The 17,008-nt window shown below is 68.3% G+C and carries 14 protein-coding genes and 1 pseudogene; 5 read left to right on the top strand and 10 right to left on the bottom strand.

Translation table 11 applies throughout. The features are described from left to right. Window positions 1-15 precede the first annotated feature (15 nt). The gene (locus QP609_RS00345) at window positions 16-1,461 is read left to right on the top strand and encodes an FAD-dependent oxidoreductase (protein WP_041862916.1); all 1,446 of its coding nucleotides are present in this window, start codon (window positions 16-18) and stop codon (window positions 1,459-1,461) included. On the opposite strand, the gene QP609_RS00340 is transcribed toward QP609_RS00345, so the two are convergent. Beyond that, the gene (locus QP609_RS00340) at window positions 1,447-3,855 is read right to left on the bottom strand and encodes an ATP-binding protein (RefSeq protein ID WP_049442527.1); all 2,409 of its coding nucleotides are present in this window, start codon (window positions 3,853-3,855) and stop codon (window positions 1,447-1,449) included. The two genes, QP609_RS00345 and QP609_RS00340, sit on opposite strands and share 15 nt — an antisense overlap. Window positions 3,856-4,021: 166 nt before the next feature. Between QP609_RS00340 and QP609_RS00335 the strand changes: the two genes are divergently transcribed. Beyond that, window positions 4,022-4,888: a methylglyoxal synthase gene (locus QP609_RS00335; protein WP_197621083.1), complete on the top strand. Its 867-nt coding sequence runs from the start codon at window positions 4,022-4,024 to the stop codon at window positions 4,886-4,888. A 320-nt stretch (window positions 4,889-5,208) separates the two neighbouring features. Here QP609_RS00335 and QP609_RS00330 read toward each other — a convergent pair whose 3' ends face one another. Genes QP609_RS00330 through ttcA form a run of 3 tightly spaced genes read right to left on the bottom strand, consistent with a single transcriptional unit; the run spans window position 5,209 to window position 7,910 of the window. Continuing rightward, entirely contained in the window at window positions 5,209-5,988 is a 780-nt protein-coding gene (locus QP609_RS00330; RefSeq protein ID WP_032962385.1) for a SprT family zinc-dependent metalloprotease, read from the bottom strand. A gap of 59 nt (window positions 5,989-6,047) precedes the next feature. After that, complete coding sequence (locus QP609_RS00325; RefSeq protein ID WP_005411825.1) at window positions 6,048-6,953, bottom strand: recombination-associated protein RdgC; 906 nt, start codon at window positions 6,951-6,953, stop codon at window positions 6,048-6,050. A 36-nt stretch (window positions 6,954-6,989) separates the two neighbouring features. Then, window positions 6,990-7,910: a tRNA 2-thiocytidine(32) synthetase TtcA gene (gene ttcA, locus QP609_RS00320; RefSeq protein WP_197621084.1), complete on the bottom strand. Its 921-nt coding sequence runs from the start codon at window positions 7,908-7,910 to the stop codon at window positions 6,990-6,992. 91 nt (window positions 7,911-8,001) lie between these two features. Here ttcA and QP609_RS00315 point away from each other — a divergent pair, with 91 nt between their 5' ends. Then, a complete protein-coding gene (locus tag QP609_RS00315; RefSeq protein ID WP_032962381.1) occupies window positions 8,002-8,205 on the top strand; it encodes a YdcH family protein in 204 nt (67 codons plus the stop codon). A 100-nt stretch (window positions 8,206-8,305) separates the two neighbouring features. Here QP609_RS00315 and plsB read toward each other — a convergent pair whose 3' ends face one another. The 5 genes from plsB to QP609_RS00290 all read right to left on the bottom strand — a co-directional run bounded on the left by plsB (window position 8,306) and on the right by QP609_RS00290 (window position 14,865). Beyond that, complete coding sequence (plsB, locus tag QP609_RS00310) at window positions 8,306-10,942, bottom strand: glycerol-3-phosphate 1-O-acyltransferase PlsB (protein WP_032962379.1); 2,637 nt, start codon at window positions 10,940-10,942, stop codon at window positions 8,306-8,308. Further along, a complete protein-coding gene (locus tag QP609_RS00305) occupies window positions 10,942-11,895 on the bottom strand; it encodes a hypothetical protein (RefSeq protein ID WP_014645453.1) in 954 nt (317 codons plus the stop codon). Before QP609_RS00305 ends, plsB begins: the two co-directional genes overlap by 1 nt. A 284-nt stretch (window positions 11,896-12,179) precedes the next feature. Then, a complete protein-coding gene (locus QP609_RS00300) occupies window positions 12,180-13,001 on the bottom strand; it encodes a serine protease (RefSeq protein ID WP_075075923.1) in 822 nt (273 codons plus the stop codon). Window positions 13,002-13,219: 218 nt separating this feature from the next. Next, on the bottom strand, window positions 13,220-13,945 hold the full coding sequence (pyrF, locus tag QP609_RS00295; RefSeq protein WP_014645451.1) for an orotidine-5'-phosphate decarboxylase: 726 nt from the start codon (window positions 13,943-13,945) through the stop codon (window positions 13,220-13,222). Next, window positions 13,942-14,865: a 5'-nucleotidase, lipoprotein e(P4) family gene (locus QP609_RS00290; protein ID WP_014645450.1), complete on the bottom strand. Its 924-nt coding sequence runs from the start codon at window positions 14,863-14,865 to the stop codon at window positions 13,942-13,944. The genes pyrF and QP609_RS00290 overlap by 4 nt, the downstream gene beginning before the upstream one ends. Window positions 14,866-14,966: 101 nt before the next feature. Here QP609_RS00290 and QP609_RS00285 point away from each other — a divergent pair, with 101 nt between their 5' ends. Further along, the gene (locus QP609_RS00285) at window positions 14,967-15,617 is read left to right on the top strand and encodes a DUF480 domain-containing protein (RefSeq protein WP_014645449.1); all 651 of its coding nucleotides are present in this window, start codon (window positions 14,967-14,969) and stop codon (window positions 15,615-15,617) included. Between the two features lie 131 nt (window positions 15,618-15,748). On the opposite strand, the gene QP609_RS00280 is transcribed toward QP609_RS00285, so the two are convergent. Further along, window positions 15,749-16,273 (bottom strand): GNAT family N-acetyltransferase, encoded by a 525-nt coding sequence (locus tag QP609_RS00280; RefSeq protein WP_046427708.1) that lies wholly within the window; start codon window positions 16,271-16,273, stop codon window positions 15,749-15,751. A 225-nt stretch (window positions 16,274-16,498) separates the two neighbouring features. Here QP609_RS00280 and QP609_RS00275 point away from each other — a divergent pair. Further along, window positions 16,499-16,917: pseudogene (locus QP609_RS00275) on the top strand (transposase); the annotation flags it as partial. Between the last annotated feature and the right edge of the window lie 91 nt (window positions 16,918-17,008).

Below are 17,008 nucleotides of genomic sequence, written 5' to 3'. Positions count from 1 at the left end.
ATTCCAGAGCCCGCCATGAGCCGCAAGCACGCCTTCCAGTTCCTCGACCTGCCCCGCACCATGCCGCAGCGCATCCCGGTGGAACTGCGCACGTCCGGCGACTGGGGCGAGCTGTACGGAAAGTTCGGCAAGGAGGACGCCCAGTACCAGGCGGGCCGCTGCCTGGACTGCGGCAACCCGTACTGCAGCTGGAAGTGCCCGGTGCACAACGCCATTCCGCAGTGGCTGCAGCTGGTGCAGGAGAACCGCATCCACGAAGCCGCCACGCTGTGCCACAGCACCAACCCGCTGCCGGAGGTGTGCGGCCGGGTCTGCCCGCAGGATCGCCTGTGCGAGGGCAGCTGCACGCTGGAAGAGTTCGGTGCGGTCACCATCGGTGCGGTGGAGAAATACATCGTCGATACCGCGCTGGCCAGCGGCTGGCGCCCTGACCTGGGCGCGGTGCAGCCGACCGGCCGCAGCGTTGCGGTGATCGGGGCCGGTCCCGCGGGCCTGGCCTGCGCCGACCGCCTGGCCCGCGCCGGCATTGCCGCGGTGGTCTATGACCGCTACGAGCAGATCGGCGGCCTGCTGCAGTTCGGCATTCCCAGCTTCAAGCTGGACAAGGACGTGATCCACCGGCGCCGCGGCGTGCTGGAGGGCATGGGCGTGCAGTTCCGCCTCGGCGTGGAGATCGGCCGCGACCTCAGCGTGCAGCAGCTGCTGGACACCCACGATGCGGTGTTCATCGGTACCGGCGCCTACCGCTACACCGATGGTGGCCTCGACGGCCAGGACCTGAAGGGCGTGCTGCCGGCGCTGCCGTTCCTGGTGCAGAACAGCCGCATCGTCGGCGGCGATGACCCGAAGGGCCGGCCGATTGCCGGCTGGGAAGACACCATCGCCCTGCCCGACCTCAACGGCAAGCGCGTGGTGGTGCTCGGTGGTGGCGATACCGGCATGGACTGCGTGCGCAGCGCGGTGCGCCTCGGCGCGGCCAAGGTCACCTGCGCCTACCGGCGCGACGAAGCCAACATGCCCGGCAGCGCTCGCGAAGTGGCCAATGCGCGCGAAGAGGGCGTGCGCTTCCTGTTCAACCGCCAGCCGCTGTCGATCGAAGCCGGCGCCGACGATGAAGTGATCGGCGTGACCGTGGTCGAAACCCGGCTGGGCGAACCCGATGCCAATGGCCGCCAGAACGCCGTGCCGATCGAAGGCAGTGAATCCCTGCTGGAAGCGGACGTGGTGATCATCGCCTTCGGCTTCTCGCCGAGCGTGCCGGCGTGGCTGGCGGACCTGGGGGTGGAAGGCCAGCCCAACGGCCGCATCGTCGCCGGGGGCAAGGACCGCCTGCCGTTCCAGACCGCGCATCCACGCCTGTTCGCCGGTGGCGACGCGGTACGCGGTGCAGACCTGGTGGTGACCGCCGTGGCCGAAGGCCGCGATGCCGCTGCCAGCATCGTCCGCCTACTGGCGCACTGAGTCCGGCAACAGCAGCTCCTCCAGCAGCGCGCGCAGTTCGCACGGCGCCACCGGCTTGGCCAGGAAATGGTCGATGCCCGCATCACGGCAGGCCTCGCGTGTGCGTTCCAGCACACTGGCAGTCAGCGCGACGATCGGCACCTGCGCACGGATGGCACAGGTATCGCCACGGATCGCCCGTGCCAGCGCGAAGCCGTCCATGTGCGGCATATGGCAGTCGGTGATGACCAGATCAAAGGGCTGCGCCTGCCAGGCCTCCCATGCCTGCTGGCCGTCGTCGCAGGCGTGTACCTGCAGCCCCAGCTCGCGCAGGCGCTGCACCAGCAACTGCAGGTTGGTCGGATGGTCTTCAACAACCAGTGCCCGCGCCGGCGGCAGCGGCCGTTGCACGGCCGTCGTGAGCACCGGTACCACCGTCGGTGCCGCACAGGCCGCCAGCACCAGTTCCAGCCATACGGTGGTTCCCTTGCCCGGCGCGCTGCGCAGGTGCAGCTGGCCCCCCATCGATGCCGCCAGCTCGCGGCAGATCGACAGGCCCAGCCCACTGCCACCAAAGCGGCGCGTGGTCGAGGTCTCGGCCTGCTCGTAGGCAGCGAATACCGCCTGTTGCCGCTCCATGCTGATGCCCACGCCCGTATCGGTCACCTGCAGGCGCAACCGCTGCCCGCCATCGCGCTGCTGCAGCACATGGGCCTGCAGCACCACGCTTCCCTGCAGAGTGAACTTGAGTGCATTACCGGCCAGGTTGAACAGGACCTGGCGCAGGCGCAGCCCATCGGCCAGCGACCACTGCTGCAGCATGGGGTCGATCTCGCTGTGCAGGTGCAGGCCGCGGCTGGCCGCGACGGGCATCAACAGCTGCTGCACCGCGCGCACCAGCGCCGCAAGATCGGTCGGCCGCAGCTGCAGTGGCGCTGGCTGCAGGCGCTGGCTGTGCAGCACATCGTCCAGGATCTGCCGCAGCATCTGCGCGGCATCACCCACGGTGGTCAGCACCTGCCGCTGGCCCGCATCCAGGTCACTGGCAGCCAATCGCTCCAGCATGCCCAGCAGGGTACTCATCGGCGTGCGGATCTGGTGGCTCATGGTCGCCAGGAAATGGCTCTTGGCCAGCGCCGCCTGCTCGGCCGCGCGGCGCGCCTCGGCCAGCGCTACGGCACGCGCCTGTGCTTCACTGACATCCAACCAGTAGCCGCTCCACTCCACGCTGCTGTCATCGCACTGCAGCGGTCGTCCCTGTGATCGGACCCAGCGCCAGCCCTGCGCCGACCGGGTGCGGAACGTAACGTCGATGGGACCGCGCACCAGCGCGGCCGCTTCGATGCACGCCATCACCCGGCTGCGGTCGTCGGCATGCACCGCGGCCAGCAGTTGCAGATGGTCGATCCGCGCAGTCTCCACGCTTACGCCGAACAACGCCTGCACGTCACCGGCGATCTGCGCCAGGCTGTAGTGGCCGGTTGCCGAACGGCGGGCCTGGTAGACCACCGCCGGCAGGTTCGCGGTGACGTCGTGCAACCGCTGCTCCAGCACGCGGCGACGCACGCTCTCGCGATGCACGCGCCAGTAGCCGAAGGCATGCAGCAGCACGAGCGCGAGCAGGATCAGCGACGCCGGCACCAGCCAGCGCAGCGCCGAACCGGTGAGCCGCGCGCGTGGCCGGTCCGGCAGCCAGGCGCTGCGGCTCGACGCGCGATGTGCATCGCTCTCCTGCAGGAGCCGCTGGTCGAAAGCAGCGACCACCTCGGCACAGGCCGGCACGGCCGCGAGTACCAGTGCATCGCCGAAGCCCGCGGGTGCCGCGATCACCACAGCATCGCCTGGCTCCGCGCGGAGCGCGGCTTCCAGTTCAGCGAGATTGGCGACCACGGCGTCGACCAGCCCGGCGCGCAGCAGTGACAGCGCGTGGTCCAGCGGCGCAGGGGCCAGCAGCTGCGCCCCCGGTGCCTGCTCGGCCAGCAATGGCTCCAGCGGCAGCCGGTCCGGGCTGGCCACGCTGCGGCCACGCAGGCCCTCCAGCCCCAGCACCGCAGCGGCGCCCTCGCGCCGCACGATCACCTGCGGCACCTCCAGGTAGGCCCTGCTGGCCACCCAGCCTGTCGGCAGCTGTGCGCGCGGCCAGCCCAGCAGCACCTGGGTGCCGGCCGGCAGTGCTCCCTCGGTAAGTACCGTCGCAGGCAACGGCTTCGCATGCTGCGCCGCCTGCATGCCCAGCAGCGGCAGGTAATCCGCGGCCAATCCCGCAACCTCGCCCTGCTGGCTGTATGACAGGGGCGGCCGGTCGGAGCGCCATGCCACCTGCAGGGGGCCCGTACAACCGGATGCAGCGGCGATGCCGGGCAGCAACAGCGATGCCATGACGGCGGCGACGGCGCGGCGGCCGGCGACATTCACGGTAGACGTCCTCATTTCGCGGGCAGGAACCACGGCCGCGCAGCGGTACCGCTGCCAGCCACGCTAGCGAGGCAGGCTTCCGCGACAATGAGAAAAATTGGAAAAGCATCCGCATCGGCGAATGCCGACATACACTGCCGCTTCTACCCGTCCTACGGAGCGCTCGATGCGTATCGGCCTGGCCGCCAACCGTCTCCATCACCACGATGCGCGCGCGGCGCTGTTCCGCTGGCTGCGTGCCAGCGAGGCAGGCCTGCGCGAACTGGGGGCGTCACTGCATGCGGTCGGGCGCACCCACGATGCGATCGAACGGCAGGGATTCCTGGCCGGCTACGGCGGCCTGCACCGGTATCCCTACGGCCGCGAGGGAGGCCTGATGAAGCTGGTGGCCGAAGTGGTCGGCATGGGGCCGGAGCGGACACTGGACGGTGCGATCTACCTGATCGACCCGGTCGATCCGTCCTCGGTGTTTCCGGAAGCAACCGCGCTCAAGCGGCAGTGTGTGATCCACGGCAAGCCGTTCATTTCGACCGTGGCCACTGCACGCGACTGGATCGAGGTGGAGCGCATCCACGCCGGGCTGGCTGCCGACACCGGTGCCGACGACCTGCATGCTTTCCAGGGGCAGACGCTGGCGCTGATCGCGCATGATGCGATGAAGCCGGCGATGCTGGCCTTCGCCGATGAACACTTCGATGTGCTGGCCCGGTTTGGCCAACGCGTTGCGACGGGCACCACCGGGCAGCGCTTGAACGAGCTGGCCTGGAGCCGGGGTTGGCCCAGCGATACGCCGTGGGTGACGCGTTACCAGAGTGGCCCGATGGGCGGCGATGCACAGATTGCCGACCGGGTGCTGGAGGGGCGCTGCCAGCGCGCGATCTTCTTCGAGGACCCGCATGTGGCACGCCAGCACGAGGCCGATATCCAGCTGCTGGAGCGCGCGGTGACGACGGTGACCGACCAGGCGGTGTGCATCACGGCGCCGCGGGTGGCGGCACGCTGGGCGGCAGCGGCGGCGTTGCGGGCGGGGTGAGGGTTTCGGCCAACGGCTGAGCCCCTCGTGGTGGGTCGTTCAAATCAGAAGCCGTGCTCGGCCGGGCGGGGTGGATTGCGCAGGGGTCGCTGCAAGTACGTCCTTGCAAGCTCGGTCGCCGCATCCATGCGGCTCACGCCCCTGCGCAACCCACCCCGCCCGGCCACGGACAGTTTCCTGTGTGCCCATCACGGAAGGAAGAAGGAAGAGCAGGAGCGGGTCGCGCGCTGCGCGCGCTTTTGTAGAGCCGAGCCATGCTCGGCTGCTGTCGATCGCGAGGGCTGGATATCCGCGCCACGCGCGTCAGCCGAGCATCGGCTCTACAGCAGCTGGCGAAGCATCGCCTTCAGCCTGCGCCCTTCCAGCTGGAAGTAGTCGCGCTGCTCGCGCCACGCGGGGAAACGTTGTTCCACTTCGTGCCAGAACGCGGGCGAATGATTCGGCTGGATCAGGTGGCAGAGTTCGTGCACCAGCACATACTCGAATGCTTCAGGGCGCCCCAGCACCAGTGCCAGGTCCAGTGCCATGCTGCCATCCGGCGCCAGCGAGCCCCACTGCGAAGACATCACCTTCAGCCGCAGGCGGCTGGGTGCACGTGGCAGGGTGGGCAGGTACTTCGGCAGCCAGCGGCCGACATCGGCGCGGGTCTGTGCTTCGTAGAACTCGCGCAGCAGGCGGCGCAGGGTGGCATCGCCGGCACGGGTCGGCCACTGCACGCAGGCGCCGTGTTCGTCGATCTCCAGCCGCGCATAGCGGCCTTCCTGCCAGCGCAGCGGCAACAGGTCGCCGCGCAGTGGCAGCACGCCGTCCTCGCCCGGCTGCAACGGGGCGGGCAGGCCCTGGCTCTGGTACTGGCGCAGCTGCAGCGCCAACCAGTCGCGGTGCTGTTCCAGGAATCGCTCGCCCATCACCAGGCTGGCCCGCGGCGGCAGCGTCAACCGTGCGCCGCGCTCGTCCACGCTCAGCTTGATCCGGCGCGCGCGCGGATCGCGCACGCGCAGCACCTCGATCTCGGCATCCTCCAGGCGCAGGCGAACGGTGTCGCGCTGCACGGTAGCGGGCGGGGTCGGGCTGATCAGGCGGCGCAGCAGACGGCTCATGCGCCCAGCATAGCGCTGCTTCGGGCCGCCGGATGACCGGCGGCCCACAGGGTGCCTGTTCAGTCAGCCTTGCTGAGCTTGAACGCTTCTTCCAGCAACAGGAACAGGCGGCGGATCTCGGCGCTCTGCAGGGCGAAGCGGGCGTCGAACTCGGCGCGGCGGCCGTCTTCGTCGGCATGCTCCAGCTGGTCCAGTGCGCCGTCGAGGAACTTCAGCTTGCGCACGATCAGGTCGTCGCCGATCACGAAGGACAGGTTGTCCTCGAAGATCAGCGCCAGCTTGGTCACCTGCTTGCCGGCGTCCAGGTGCTTGTCGATCTCGTCGCAGCGCAGTTCCTGGTGCTGGCACTTGACCACGGCGCCGCCTTCCACCGGATCCTTCATCTCGCACTCTTCGCCCAGGCTCAGCCCGGTCGGCAGCGGCTCGCCGGCGATCCAGCCGGTCAGGATCGAACGCGGTGCGACTTCGGCGTTCAGCGGCATCGCCGGGAAGCTGCCGAGCAGGCCGCGGATGTCGGACATGAAGTACTCGCCGGTCTTGCGGCTGGAGGTATCCACCGCCACGTAGCCGTGCTGCAGGTCGATGAAGGCATCATTGCGCGAGGACTTCACGAAGGCGCGCGGCAGCAGTTCATGCAGCAGGTCGTCCTTCATCCGCTTGCGCTCGCGGCCACCCGGGCGGCGGCCTTCCTTCTCCTCGATCTCCTCCAGCTTGCGCTCGAGCAGGTCGTTGACCACCGCCGCCGGCAGGATCTTGTCCTCGCCGCCCACGGTCAGCCACAGGTGTTCGGCGATGCGGTGGGAGAGCAGTTCCTTCTCCTCGCGGCCGAACGGCGAGATGAAGCCGCGCGAATTCATTTCCAGCGCGCCGACCGGCTTCAGCAGGGCGTGCGGCAGCAGGGTGTCGACTTCGGAAAAATCGGTGGTGGTCGGGAAACGGAAGAACGTCAGGTTGCGAAAGAACATGGAATTCCGGATGGCGAAGAGGAAGGGCGCCCGACCTTAAACGGTGGGCGTCTCGGGATCTGCGTCGGCGTCGGCCGGGGAGCCGGCCAGCCAGGCATGGGCGTCGGGCAGCGGCGCGTCGTCGCGACGGCCCAGCGCCATGAAGTCGAACAGGGTGGTGTCGGCCAGCTGCGAGGGCCGGACTTCACCCATGGCGCGCGCGATCTGCTCGATGCGGCCCGGGTGGTCCTTTTCCCATTGCTTCAGCATCAGGCCGACCTGGCGGCGCTGCAGGTTCTCCTGGCTGCCGCACAGGTTGCAGGGAATGATCGGGAACCGGCGTGCCTGCGCGTACTCGACGATGTCACTCTCGCGCACGTAGGCCAGCGGCCGGATCACCACGTGCCTGCCGTCGTCGCTGCGCAGCTTCGGCGGCATGCCCGACAGCTTGGCGTGGTGGAACAGGTTCATGAAGAACGTGGCCACCATGTCGTCGCGGTGGTGGCCCAGCGCGATCTTGGTGAAGCCGTGGGTCTCGGCGTAGTTGTACAGCGCGCCACGACGCAGGCGCGAGCACAGCGAACACATGGTCTTGCCTTCCGGGATGACCCGGCTGACCACCGAATAGGTGTCCTGCTCGATGATGTGGTACGGCACGCCCAGGCCTGCCAGGTATTCCGGCAGCACCTGCTCGGGGAAGTCCGGCTGCTTCTGGTCCAGGTTCACCGCCACCAGCTCGAACGGCACCGGCGCCTTCTTCTGCAGCTGCAGCAGCACGTCCAGCAGGGTGTAGCTGTCCTTGCCACCGGACAGGCACACCATGATCTTGTCGCCGGCCTCGATCATGCCGAAGTCGGCAATCGCCTCGCCGACCTGGCGGCGCAGGCGCTTGGCCAGCTTGTGCTGCTCGCGCTCGGCCACGCGCGGATCGCGGGCGGCGCGCGGTGGGGGATCGGGAAGGGAAATCACGGCACTCATGGGTTCCATTCTAACGGCTCGGAGCCGCCCCGGCCGGGGATCGGGATTCCCCTCTCCCGGCGGTCATCATCGCTGTGTATGCTCGGAGGCTGTGGACACCTACAGCCCCGCCGAGATCGTCGAGCGCCTCGTCGCCCTGCGCGCCGAGCACCGCCTGCTGGATGAACAGATCACCCGCATGGCCGCCAACGGCGAGGACGAGCTGGAGTCCAAGCGCCTGAAGCGGCGCAAGCTGCAGCTGAAGGACTGCATCGCCAGGCTGGAAAGCCTGCAGATTCCCGACGAGCCGGCCTGAGCGGTGGCCCATCCACGCATGGCGTGGACCTACTGCTTCGCGCCTGTAGATGCCAACCTTGGTTGGCATGTCGTTCGCCGGGCAGGACCCGGCGCTGCCTTCAATCCTGCGGCGCAGGCTCGTCCGGGCGGGCCGCTTCCGGGCTGACCCGTTCGATGGTGTGGCGCAGCTCACGGCCCAGGATGAACTTGGCATCCTTGGCCCAGGCATCCAGGCGCTCGTCGAACAGCAGCTTGCTGTTCTCGTCCGGCCACACCAGGCGCAGTTCGCGCAGCTTCTGGATGAAGCCACGGAACAGGGACTTGTCGAAGAACTCCGGCGCGGCCGGCGCATAGAGCAGGCTCAGCCGCTGCGCGGCCTGCTGGCACAGGCTTTCCAGCTCGGCAGCGCCGAGCACGCCGGGGCCGTTCTTCACCAGCACCGAGATGGCAATGTAATAGCGCTCGAACGCCTGCTGCAGCGAATGGCCGATCGCGCGCAGGCGGAACACCTCGTCGGTCTGCCCGGTGTTGCGCGCCAGGATGCCGCCGTCGTCATCGTTGACGTTCTGCAGCAGGCCCTCGCGCACGAACACATCGATGGTCCGGTCGATGCGCTGGGCGAACTCGTCCTCGCTCCACGGCAGGAACAGCTCGGCCTGGAGGAACGGGTACACCGTACGGCCCAGCTGGACCAGGCCGGTGCGGCTCATGCGGCGGTTGTTCTGGAAGCAGCAGGCCACCCACGACGAGGCGGTGAACAGGTGCACCACGTTGTTGCGGAAGTAGCTCAGCAGCACTGCGGTGTCGCCGCTGACGCTGAGCACATCGCCCAGCGGGTGCTTGATGCGGGTGAGGACGTTGATCTCCTCGGCGTGGGCGATGATCCGCTCCGGCGAGTGCGGCGTCACCGTCACCCGGTCCGAGTACGGCATCTCGACCAGCAGGGTCTTGCACAGTTCGATCTGCGCGATCAGGTCGGCCTCGCCCATCGCGTGCTTCGGCGTGGACAGCAGGGCCAGCGCCAGCAGGTTGATCGGGTTGACGTCGGCGGCGCCATTGATGCGCACCTGGATGCGTTCGGCCAGCGTGTCCACCGTGGTCGACAGCCAGGCCGGCTTTTCGTCCTCGGACACCGCCTCGCCCTTCCACTCCGGCGCCTTCTCGGCCAGCACGTCGTTCAGCGCGATCGGCTCGCCGAAGTTCACCACCACCTGGCCATAGTTCTGCTTGAGCACCTTGGGGATGCCCCACAGCAGCGACCAGATCGATTCCTTTTCCTTCGGCCGGCCGGACAGTTCGTCCAGGTAGCTGCCGCCTTCCATCAGCTTCTCGTAGCCGATGTAGATGGGCTGGAACAGCACCGGCTTGCGCGGCTGGCGCAGGAACGCGCGCAGCGTCATCGAGATCATGCCGCCCTTGGGCTGCAGCAGGCGCCCGGTACGCGAGCGGCCGCCTTCGACGAAGTACTCCAGCGAGTAGCCACCGGCCACCAGTTGCGCGACGTATTCGCTGAGCACCGCCGAGTACAGCGCGTTGCCACGGATCGAGCGGCGGATGAAGAATGCACCGCCCTTGCGCAGCAGGGTGCCGACCACCGGCAGGTTCAGGTTGATGCCGGCCACGATGTGCGGCGGCACGATGCCACGGTCGTACAGCAGGTAGGACAGCAGCAGGTAGTCCATGTGGCTGCGGTGGCTGGGCACGTAGACCACTTCGTGCCCCGGCGCGGCGGCCTTGAACTTGTCCAGGTGGTGCACCAGCACGCCCGCATAGATGCGGTTCCACACGTGGCTGAGCATGAAGCTGGCCGAGCGCACTACCGGGCTGGAATAGTCCGCAGCGATTTCCCAGGCGTAGGCGTGTGCCTTCTTCCAGGCATCGGCCGGCTTTGAGTTGTCGCGCTTGGCCTGTGCGGCGATCGCTTCGCGTACCGGCTCGGCGGCCAGCACCTGGTCCACCAGCAGGCGCCGGGTCGACAGGTCGGGGCCGATCACCGATTCACGGATGCGTCGGAAGTGCGTACGCAGCACGCGCTGCAGCTTGCGCACCGTGCGCTCCGGCTCCAGGCCTTCATCCACGGTGTTGCGCAGGGAGATCGGCGGGGCGAAGCGGACGATGGTGCTGCGGCCGTTGAGCAGCACCGCCAGCAGGCGACGGAAGCGGCCGACCAGTGCCCAGTTTTCCGAGAACAGCACCGCGAACCAACCGCTCTGCTTGTCCGGGGCGCGGCCGACGAAGATCGACACCGGCACCAGGTGCACGTCCAGGTCATCGCGCACGCGGTGCGCCTGCAGGACCTTGGCCAGCGAGTCGGAGTGGGTCTTGGCGCCGCGCTGCTCGGGAATCAGCGAGTTGCTGGAGCTGCGCCGCGACAGCGCCAGGTAGGCGCGCTTGCGGCCGGTCGGGTCACCGGCCAGCGGCACCAGCGGCGACGGCAGGCCGGCCTGGCGGCAGGCCTTGTCCAGGATCAGCGCGTTGGACAGGCCGTAGTCTTCCAGCACGTACATGACCGGGCGGCCATCGTTGTACTGGCCCGGGTCTTCCGGTTCGATCTTCAGCGACAGCCACGGCTCGACCAGGCGGCCGAGCAGGCGAGCCCACAGCGGGCGGCGGCCGGCCGGACGCGCGTGCGCGGGCGGCGGTACCGGGTTCGGGCCGGTACCGGTCGAGGGGGACGCCGGCACCGTATCGGCGGGCGTCGACTGGGATTCTTCGCCGGGGAACGGCAGCGGGTTCTGTTTCGACATCGGCGCCATTATGGCTTAGGCGGCGGCGTTGCCGCTTCCCCACCTTCGGCGGGGGCCTCAGCGGCTGCCGGCGACGCAGCCGCGCGGGCCGCGTCGGCCTTGCGCAGCAGCGCGTCGGTGTCGGCCAGGGTGCGGGTCAGGTACCAGTGGCCCTCGCGCCGGCTCAGTGGCAGCTGCAGGCTCATCTCGCGGCCGGCCAGGTCGTAGTGCAGGCGTACCAGCGCATTGTCGCCTTCCACCGAGAGCAGCTCGCCCCGCACGCTGCGAAGCGCGTCATCCACGCCCAGCCCGTAGCTGCCAAGCACCGCCTTGAGGGTGTGGATGAACGGCGCCAGCTGCTGCAGGCTGCCCTCCATGCCAGCCGCCTGCAGGCCAGCCTCGTCATCGAAGCCGACCTTGCCGGCCGCGCCTACCAGCGCGGCGATGGTGCTGCGTGCACGGGCGCGGTCACTGATCGGCGCGCCCTGCGCCCAAACGGCAAGGGTTTCGACCAGGGCGATGTAATGGGCCTGCTGGCCGGGCGTGTAGCCCTTCTGATGGCGCAGGTACTGCACCCCGAAATTGCCCATCGACTGCGCGGCCTGGCGCACGGCGCTGGCCTGGCCGGCCAGCTGGCGGTCGAAGCTGCGCTGCAGTTCGGTGCTGGCATCGGGCTTGCGCAGCGCGGCCAGCATCGGCAGCAGCTGGTCCCCCAGCGGCAGCTCGGTCAGCGGCCACTGGCTGTGTCCCTCCGCCCAGGCCTGCTGCAGCCGCTGATACTGGCCTGGCGGTACCGACAGCTTTGCGTAGCCGACCAGATCATCTTCGGCCAGGCGCAACGCCATCGCCTGCACCGCAGCCACCGGTTCGGCCGCCGGCCTGGCCGGATCGTTCACAGACTCGCGGCATGCCGCAACGGCCAGCAGCAGCATGGCCGCCAGCCCCCATCCACGCGCAGACCTTCCTCGCACCGCCACGCTCATGCACTCGGACTCCCCGGACCGGCCCGCATCTTGCGGCCTGCGACGTGACAGCGGCAAGCCGTGCGGTCACGTTTCCAACCAAGGGATCTGACCCCAGAACCACCAGCGGGATAAAAAAAGAGCCCGGATCACCGGGATCACAGGCTCTTCAAACCGGCACGGGGCCGGAGGACAGTGTTGTGGCACATGTCCGGTCCGAGGACCGGATGGCGGCGATCCTACGCTGCCCTTCAAGTTAAGGCAACACTTCACGTAATGCCATGCATGTATTTGATTTTATTGAATCAATCGTGCTGCCAGACGGATTCAATGAAATCTACGGCGTGTTTTTCGGCGATTCGGGCATAAATCCCCGGATAGCCGGCCAGCGCGCAGCCCTCGCCCCAGCTGACGATGCCGAACTGGGTCCAGCCTTCACGCAGGCGCAGCAGCAGCGGCCCGCCGGAGTCCCCCTGGCAGCTGTCGATGCCCTCGCGGCCGGCGCAGATCACCTTGCCGCGCGACAGTTCCCCACCGTAGGCCTGCTGGCATTCATCGAATGCCACGAACGGCACCTGCACGGTCTGCAGCTGGATCGGGTAGACCCGGCCATCGCCGATGTCGGTGTCGCCCCAGCCGATCACGGTGAATTCGCGGCCCGGCTTGAGATAACTGGCGTCGGGCCGCAGCCGCAGCGCCACCGGCTGTGCACCGTCCAGGGGGGCGTTGAGCTGGATCAGGGCCACGTCGTGCTCCAGCGAGTTGCCGCTGTTGAATGCCGGATGGACGTGGATCGCCTTGACGTTGGAGGCGCGGGGCGAGGCTTCGGTGGACAGGGCCGCGGCGTTGCCGACGACGGCGATGCCGCCCGGCGCTTCCCCCTGCATGCAGTGCGCGGCGGTCAGCACCCACGAAGGCGAGATGAGGGTGCCCCCGCAGAAGTGGCGGTCATGATCCGAATCGCCGTCGAAGATGCCCTGGATGCTGACCATGAACGGGTACTCGCCAGCCGGCGCTGCTTCACCGCCGATGATGCGCGGTGCTTCGCGCACCTGTGGCGCAGCGAAGGCGGGTACGGCGGACGCGGCCAACAACAGGCCGATGAACAAAGAGGTGCTGCGATACATATCCCTGTACTCCTCTATCAATGGTTGGAACCGGCGCGGCCGCGGTCCGTGCCGGTGCATCGATTTGGAAGCAGGGATGAAGCCTGCAGCGCGAACGCGCGCACAGTTTCGGTGCAATGCGCTGCCTGCGACAGTCGCAGGCCAACAATTGCGAACGCCATCCCGCATGGATCGGAATGGCGTTCGTGGTGCCGGCGTGACCGGCGTCAGCGGTGGGCTCAGCGTGCAGCCAGAGCCGACGCGATTTCCTGCTGGATTGCCTGCGCAGCGGCCTGCGGATCAGCCGCCAGGCGGATCGGGCGTCCGACCACGATGGCGTCGGCGCCATCGGCGAAGGCCTGGGCCACGCCAACGGTGCGCTTCTGGTCATCGCCGACCGGACCACCGGGACGGATGCCCGGACAGACGATCGAGAACCCGCTACCGGTCGCGGCACGGATCGGTGCAGCCTCCTGGCCCGAGGCGATCACGCCATCGACGCCCGCTGCCTGGGCGGCCAACGCGCGTTCGACCACCACGTCCACCGGCTCGCGGTCGACGCCCATCTGCGCCAGATCGGCGCGCCCCATCGAGGTCAGCACGGTCACCGCCAGCAGCCGCATGTCGCTGCTGTTGGCGGCCGCGCAGGCCTCCATCATCGCCGGGTGCCAGCCATGGATGGTGGCGTAGCTGACCGGCCACTGCGACAGGCGCTTGATCACCGCCGCAGCGGTCGCCGGGATGTCGAAGAACTTCAGGTCGACGAACACGCGCTTGTCGCGGCGGGCCAGCTCATCCAGCACCTGGAAGTACTCGCCGGAGGCGAGCAGTTCCATGCCGATCTTGTAGAACGCCACGCTGTCACCAAGGCGATCGACCCAGTCCAGTGCCTGCACGCGATCAGGCACGTCCAGCGCGAAGATCAGGCGCTCATCGGCGCGCAACGGCAGCGGTGCGCGGCTCACGGGGCGTAGTCCAGGGCGGCGCGCTTGGCGTCGTGGCGGGCCTGGCGCGACTGGCTGTAGTCGTTGTTGAACTGCGCCGGCTCGAAGCCGCCGTAGGTCGGGTTCGGCAGCATCCACCAGCGCTCGCCGAACCAGTCGTGGTACTGCTGCAGCAGCGCGTCACGGCCGTCGTTGGTGTTGGCGGTCACTTCGACGAAGTCACCCAGCTGGTCGCCGAACTGCATCAGCACGCGGTACTTCTGCCCTGCCAGGCGGCGGCGGCAGTTCTTCTCGCTGCCGGCCTGCTCGCAGCCCGGCACCACCGTGCCCAGGCCAAGGAACACGCTGTCGTCGGCCACCGGCAGGCCCTGCTCGCGCAGGTTGGCCAGGGTCGCGTCCTTCAGGTGCACGGCGCGGTTGGAGATGTAGAGCAGGGTCACGCCCTTGGCATTGGCGGCCTTGGCGAAGTCGACCACGCCCGGGATCGCCTTGGCCTTCTTTTCGGCTACCCACTGGTCCCAGGTCAGTTCGTCGTATTCCTTGCCATCGCGCACCAGGCGCGCCTGGTAGGGCGAGTTGTCCAGCACGGTCTCGTCCACGTCCAGCACCACGGCCGGCTTCAGGCCCTTGGCGTCGTTGCCGCGCTCTTCCGGCACCAGCGCATCCCAGTGGGCTTCCTTCAACGCCGCATCCAGGTGGTCGGCGGCGGCGCGGTAGGTCTGCTCGGTGATCGCCCTGTACTCCTGCGCGCGCTGCATCCACAGCACTGCGTTGAGGTTGTCGTTGGCGGTGGCATCGAGCGCGCCGTCGGCCTTGGCGGCGGCAGCGGGCGCCTGCGGGGCCGTGGCTTCGGCGGCGGGCGCCTCCACGCGCTTGCAGGCGGACAGGCCCAGCGCCGCAGTGGCGAGCAGGGTCAGGGACAGGGAAACGGGACGACGCATGGATTCACCGGCAATCAGATATACCGGCGCATTTTACCGGCAAAGCCGGCCCCGGGACGGCTATGCTTGGCGGTTGACCCGTTGCCCTTCCGGAGGCCGCCATGACCGATTCCGCCCAGACCCCTGACGTCCCCCTGCTCGACGCCGTGCAGGCCCGCCTGCTGGGCTGCCTGGTGGAGAAGGAGGCGACCACCCCGGACACCTACCCGCTGACGGTCAACGCGGCCCAATCGGCGGCCAACCAGAAGACCGCGCGCGAGCCGGTGATGAACGTGGACGCTGGCAGCGTGCAGCACGCGCTGCGCCAGCTGGAGGCGTTGGGCCTGGCCCGCCAGCACTTCTCCTCGCGCGCCGATCGCTACGAACACCGCCTGCAGGCCGCGCTGGACCTGACCCGGCAGCAGACCGTGCTGCTGGCGCTGCTGCTGCTGCGCGGTCCACAGACGCTGGGCGAGCTGGTCACGCGCAGCGAGCGCCTGCACCGCTTCGCCGACACCGACGAAGCCCGCCATGCCATCGAGCGCCTGCAGCAGCGTGCGCTGCTGGTGGTGCTGCCGCGTGCCAGTGGCCAGCGCGAAGACCGCTACATGCACCTGCTGTGCGGTGAAGTGGATGGCGCGGCGCTGGCGGCGAAGTACGCCAGCAGCAGCGGCAGCAGCGATGCGGCCGACCCGGGCCTGGCCGAGCGCGTGGCCCAGCTGGAAGCGGCCGTGGCCGAGCTGCAGGCACAGCTGGCCGAACTGCGCGGTTGAGGCAATCTACTGGGGTCGGATCCCGCAAGGCGGGCTCTGACCCCAGTGCTATCCCGGGTTGCCGGCCAGCGGCCGGCACTACCGGATGTCCTGCCGATGCAGTGCAGACCAACTGTCGGCACCCACCATGATCAAACCTCGGCCGCGCCCGGCGTGGCATACAGCCGGCTCGGGCTGTCCACGCCCGGTAGCTGGATCACCCCACGTTCCTGCATGCCCAGGCCCAGCAGGATCTTTCCGGACACCACGTTGTCCAGGTCGGTGATGCCATACAGATCGTGCAGGCCCAGCGCTCCGCGTGCATGCGCGAACACTGCCCGCGCCGCCTCGCCGGCATAGCCCTGCCCGGCAAATTCCGAAAGCACCGCATAGCCGATATCCGGCCCCGGCAGGCCATCCCGCCGCACCAGCCCGGCATTGCCCAGCCAGGCACCATCGGACAGCCGCTCGATGGCATACATGCCATAGCCATGCAGCGCATAGGCCGGCAGCACCCTTGCCGCCGCGTAATCACGCGCCTCCTGCTGCGTACGCACGCCACGATCGCCGATGAAGCGCACGAAGCCCGGATCGTTCAACAACGCCAGCATCTGCACGGCATCACGCTCCGGATCGATCCGGCGCAGCCGCAGACGTTCGCTTTCAATCGGATGCACGCCCAGACCCTCCAACAGAAAGCCCGATTGTGCCCCAGCCCCCGGCTGTTGCTTTTGATTTTCTCTGCGTTGCCGCGGTAGGACGCGCCCGGAATCCTTCAGAGGCCGGGTGGGGCGGGTTCGCGGGGGTACCGGCGCCATGGATGGCGCGAAAGAGGATGCTCTGAACAACTACCCGGGTAGTGCCGGCCGCTGGCCGGCAACCCGAGAGACAATGCGGCTCATGTTGAGGAGCCATCCATGGCATTGCATGAGATCGCCTCGATGCGGTTGTTCGCCCGGCCCGGCGGTCCTGATGCGATTCCGGATGAAACCAAGATCCTCAATGTCCGTCGTCTGCTGGAGCTACACGGCCTGGCGGCGAAGATGCTTGAAGCGGTGAACGCGCACCTGCCCGAAAGGGCCAGAGCCTGCGCGCAGGCACGATCGTGGATCGCCTCCATCATCCACGGGGCAGCTCAACCAAGAACGCCGCAAGGGCGGGAGATTCTGAGATGCACGAGACCCGCAAGGGCAACCCGTGGTACTTCGACATGAAGGTCCATATCGGTGTAGATGAGTTTTCAGGCCTGGTGCATCACGTGAAGTGTACTGCGGCCGATGTCGGTGACATGACGGTCACCCATGAGCTGCTGCATGGCAAATAAGACTGGGTGTTCGGCGACAGTGGCTATACCGCCGCAGACAGGCGTGCTGAGCAGCACGTATGGAATGTCGGGATTGTCCAGGCGGCTC

It is taken from the genome of Stenotrophomonas sp. 8(2023) (assembly GCF_030345295.1).
In the GTDB taxonomy this organism is placed as follows: domain Bacteria; phylum Pseudomonadota; class Gammaproteobacteria; order Xanthomonadales; family Xanthomonadaceae; genus Stenotrophomonas; species Stenotrophomonas muris.
The sequence above is the reverse complement of the archived record's forward strand: the minus strand, read 5'-3'. Positions and strand labels throughout refer to the sequence as shown.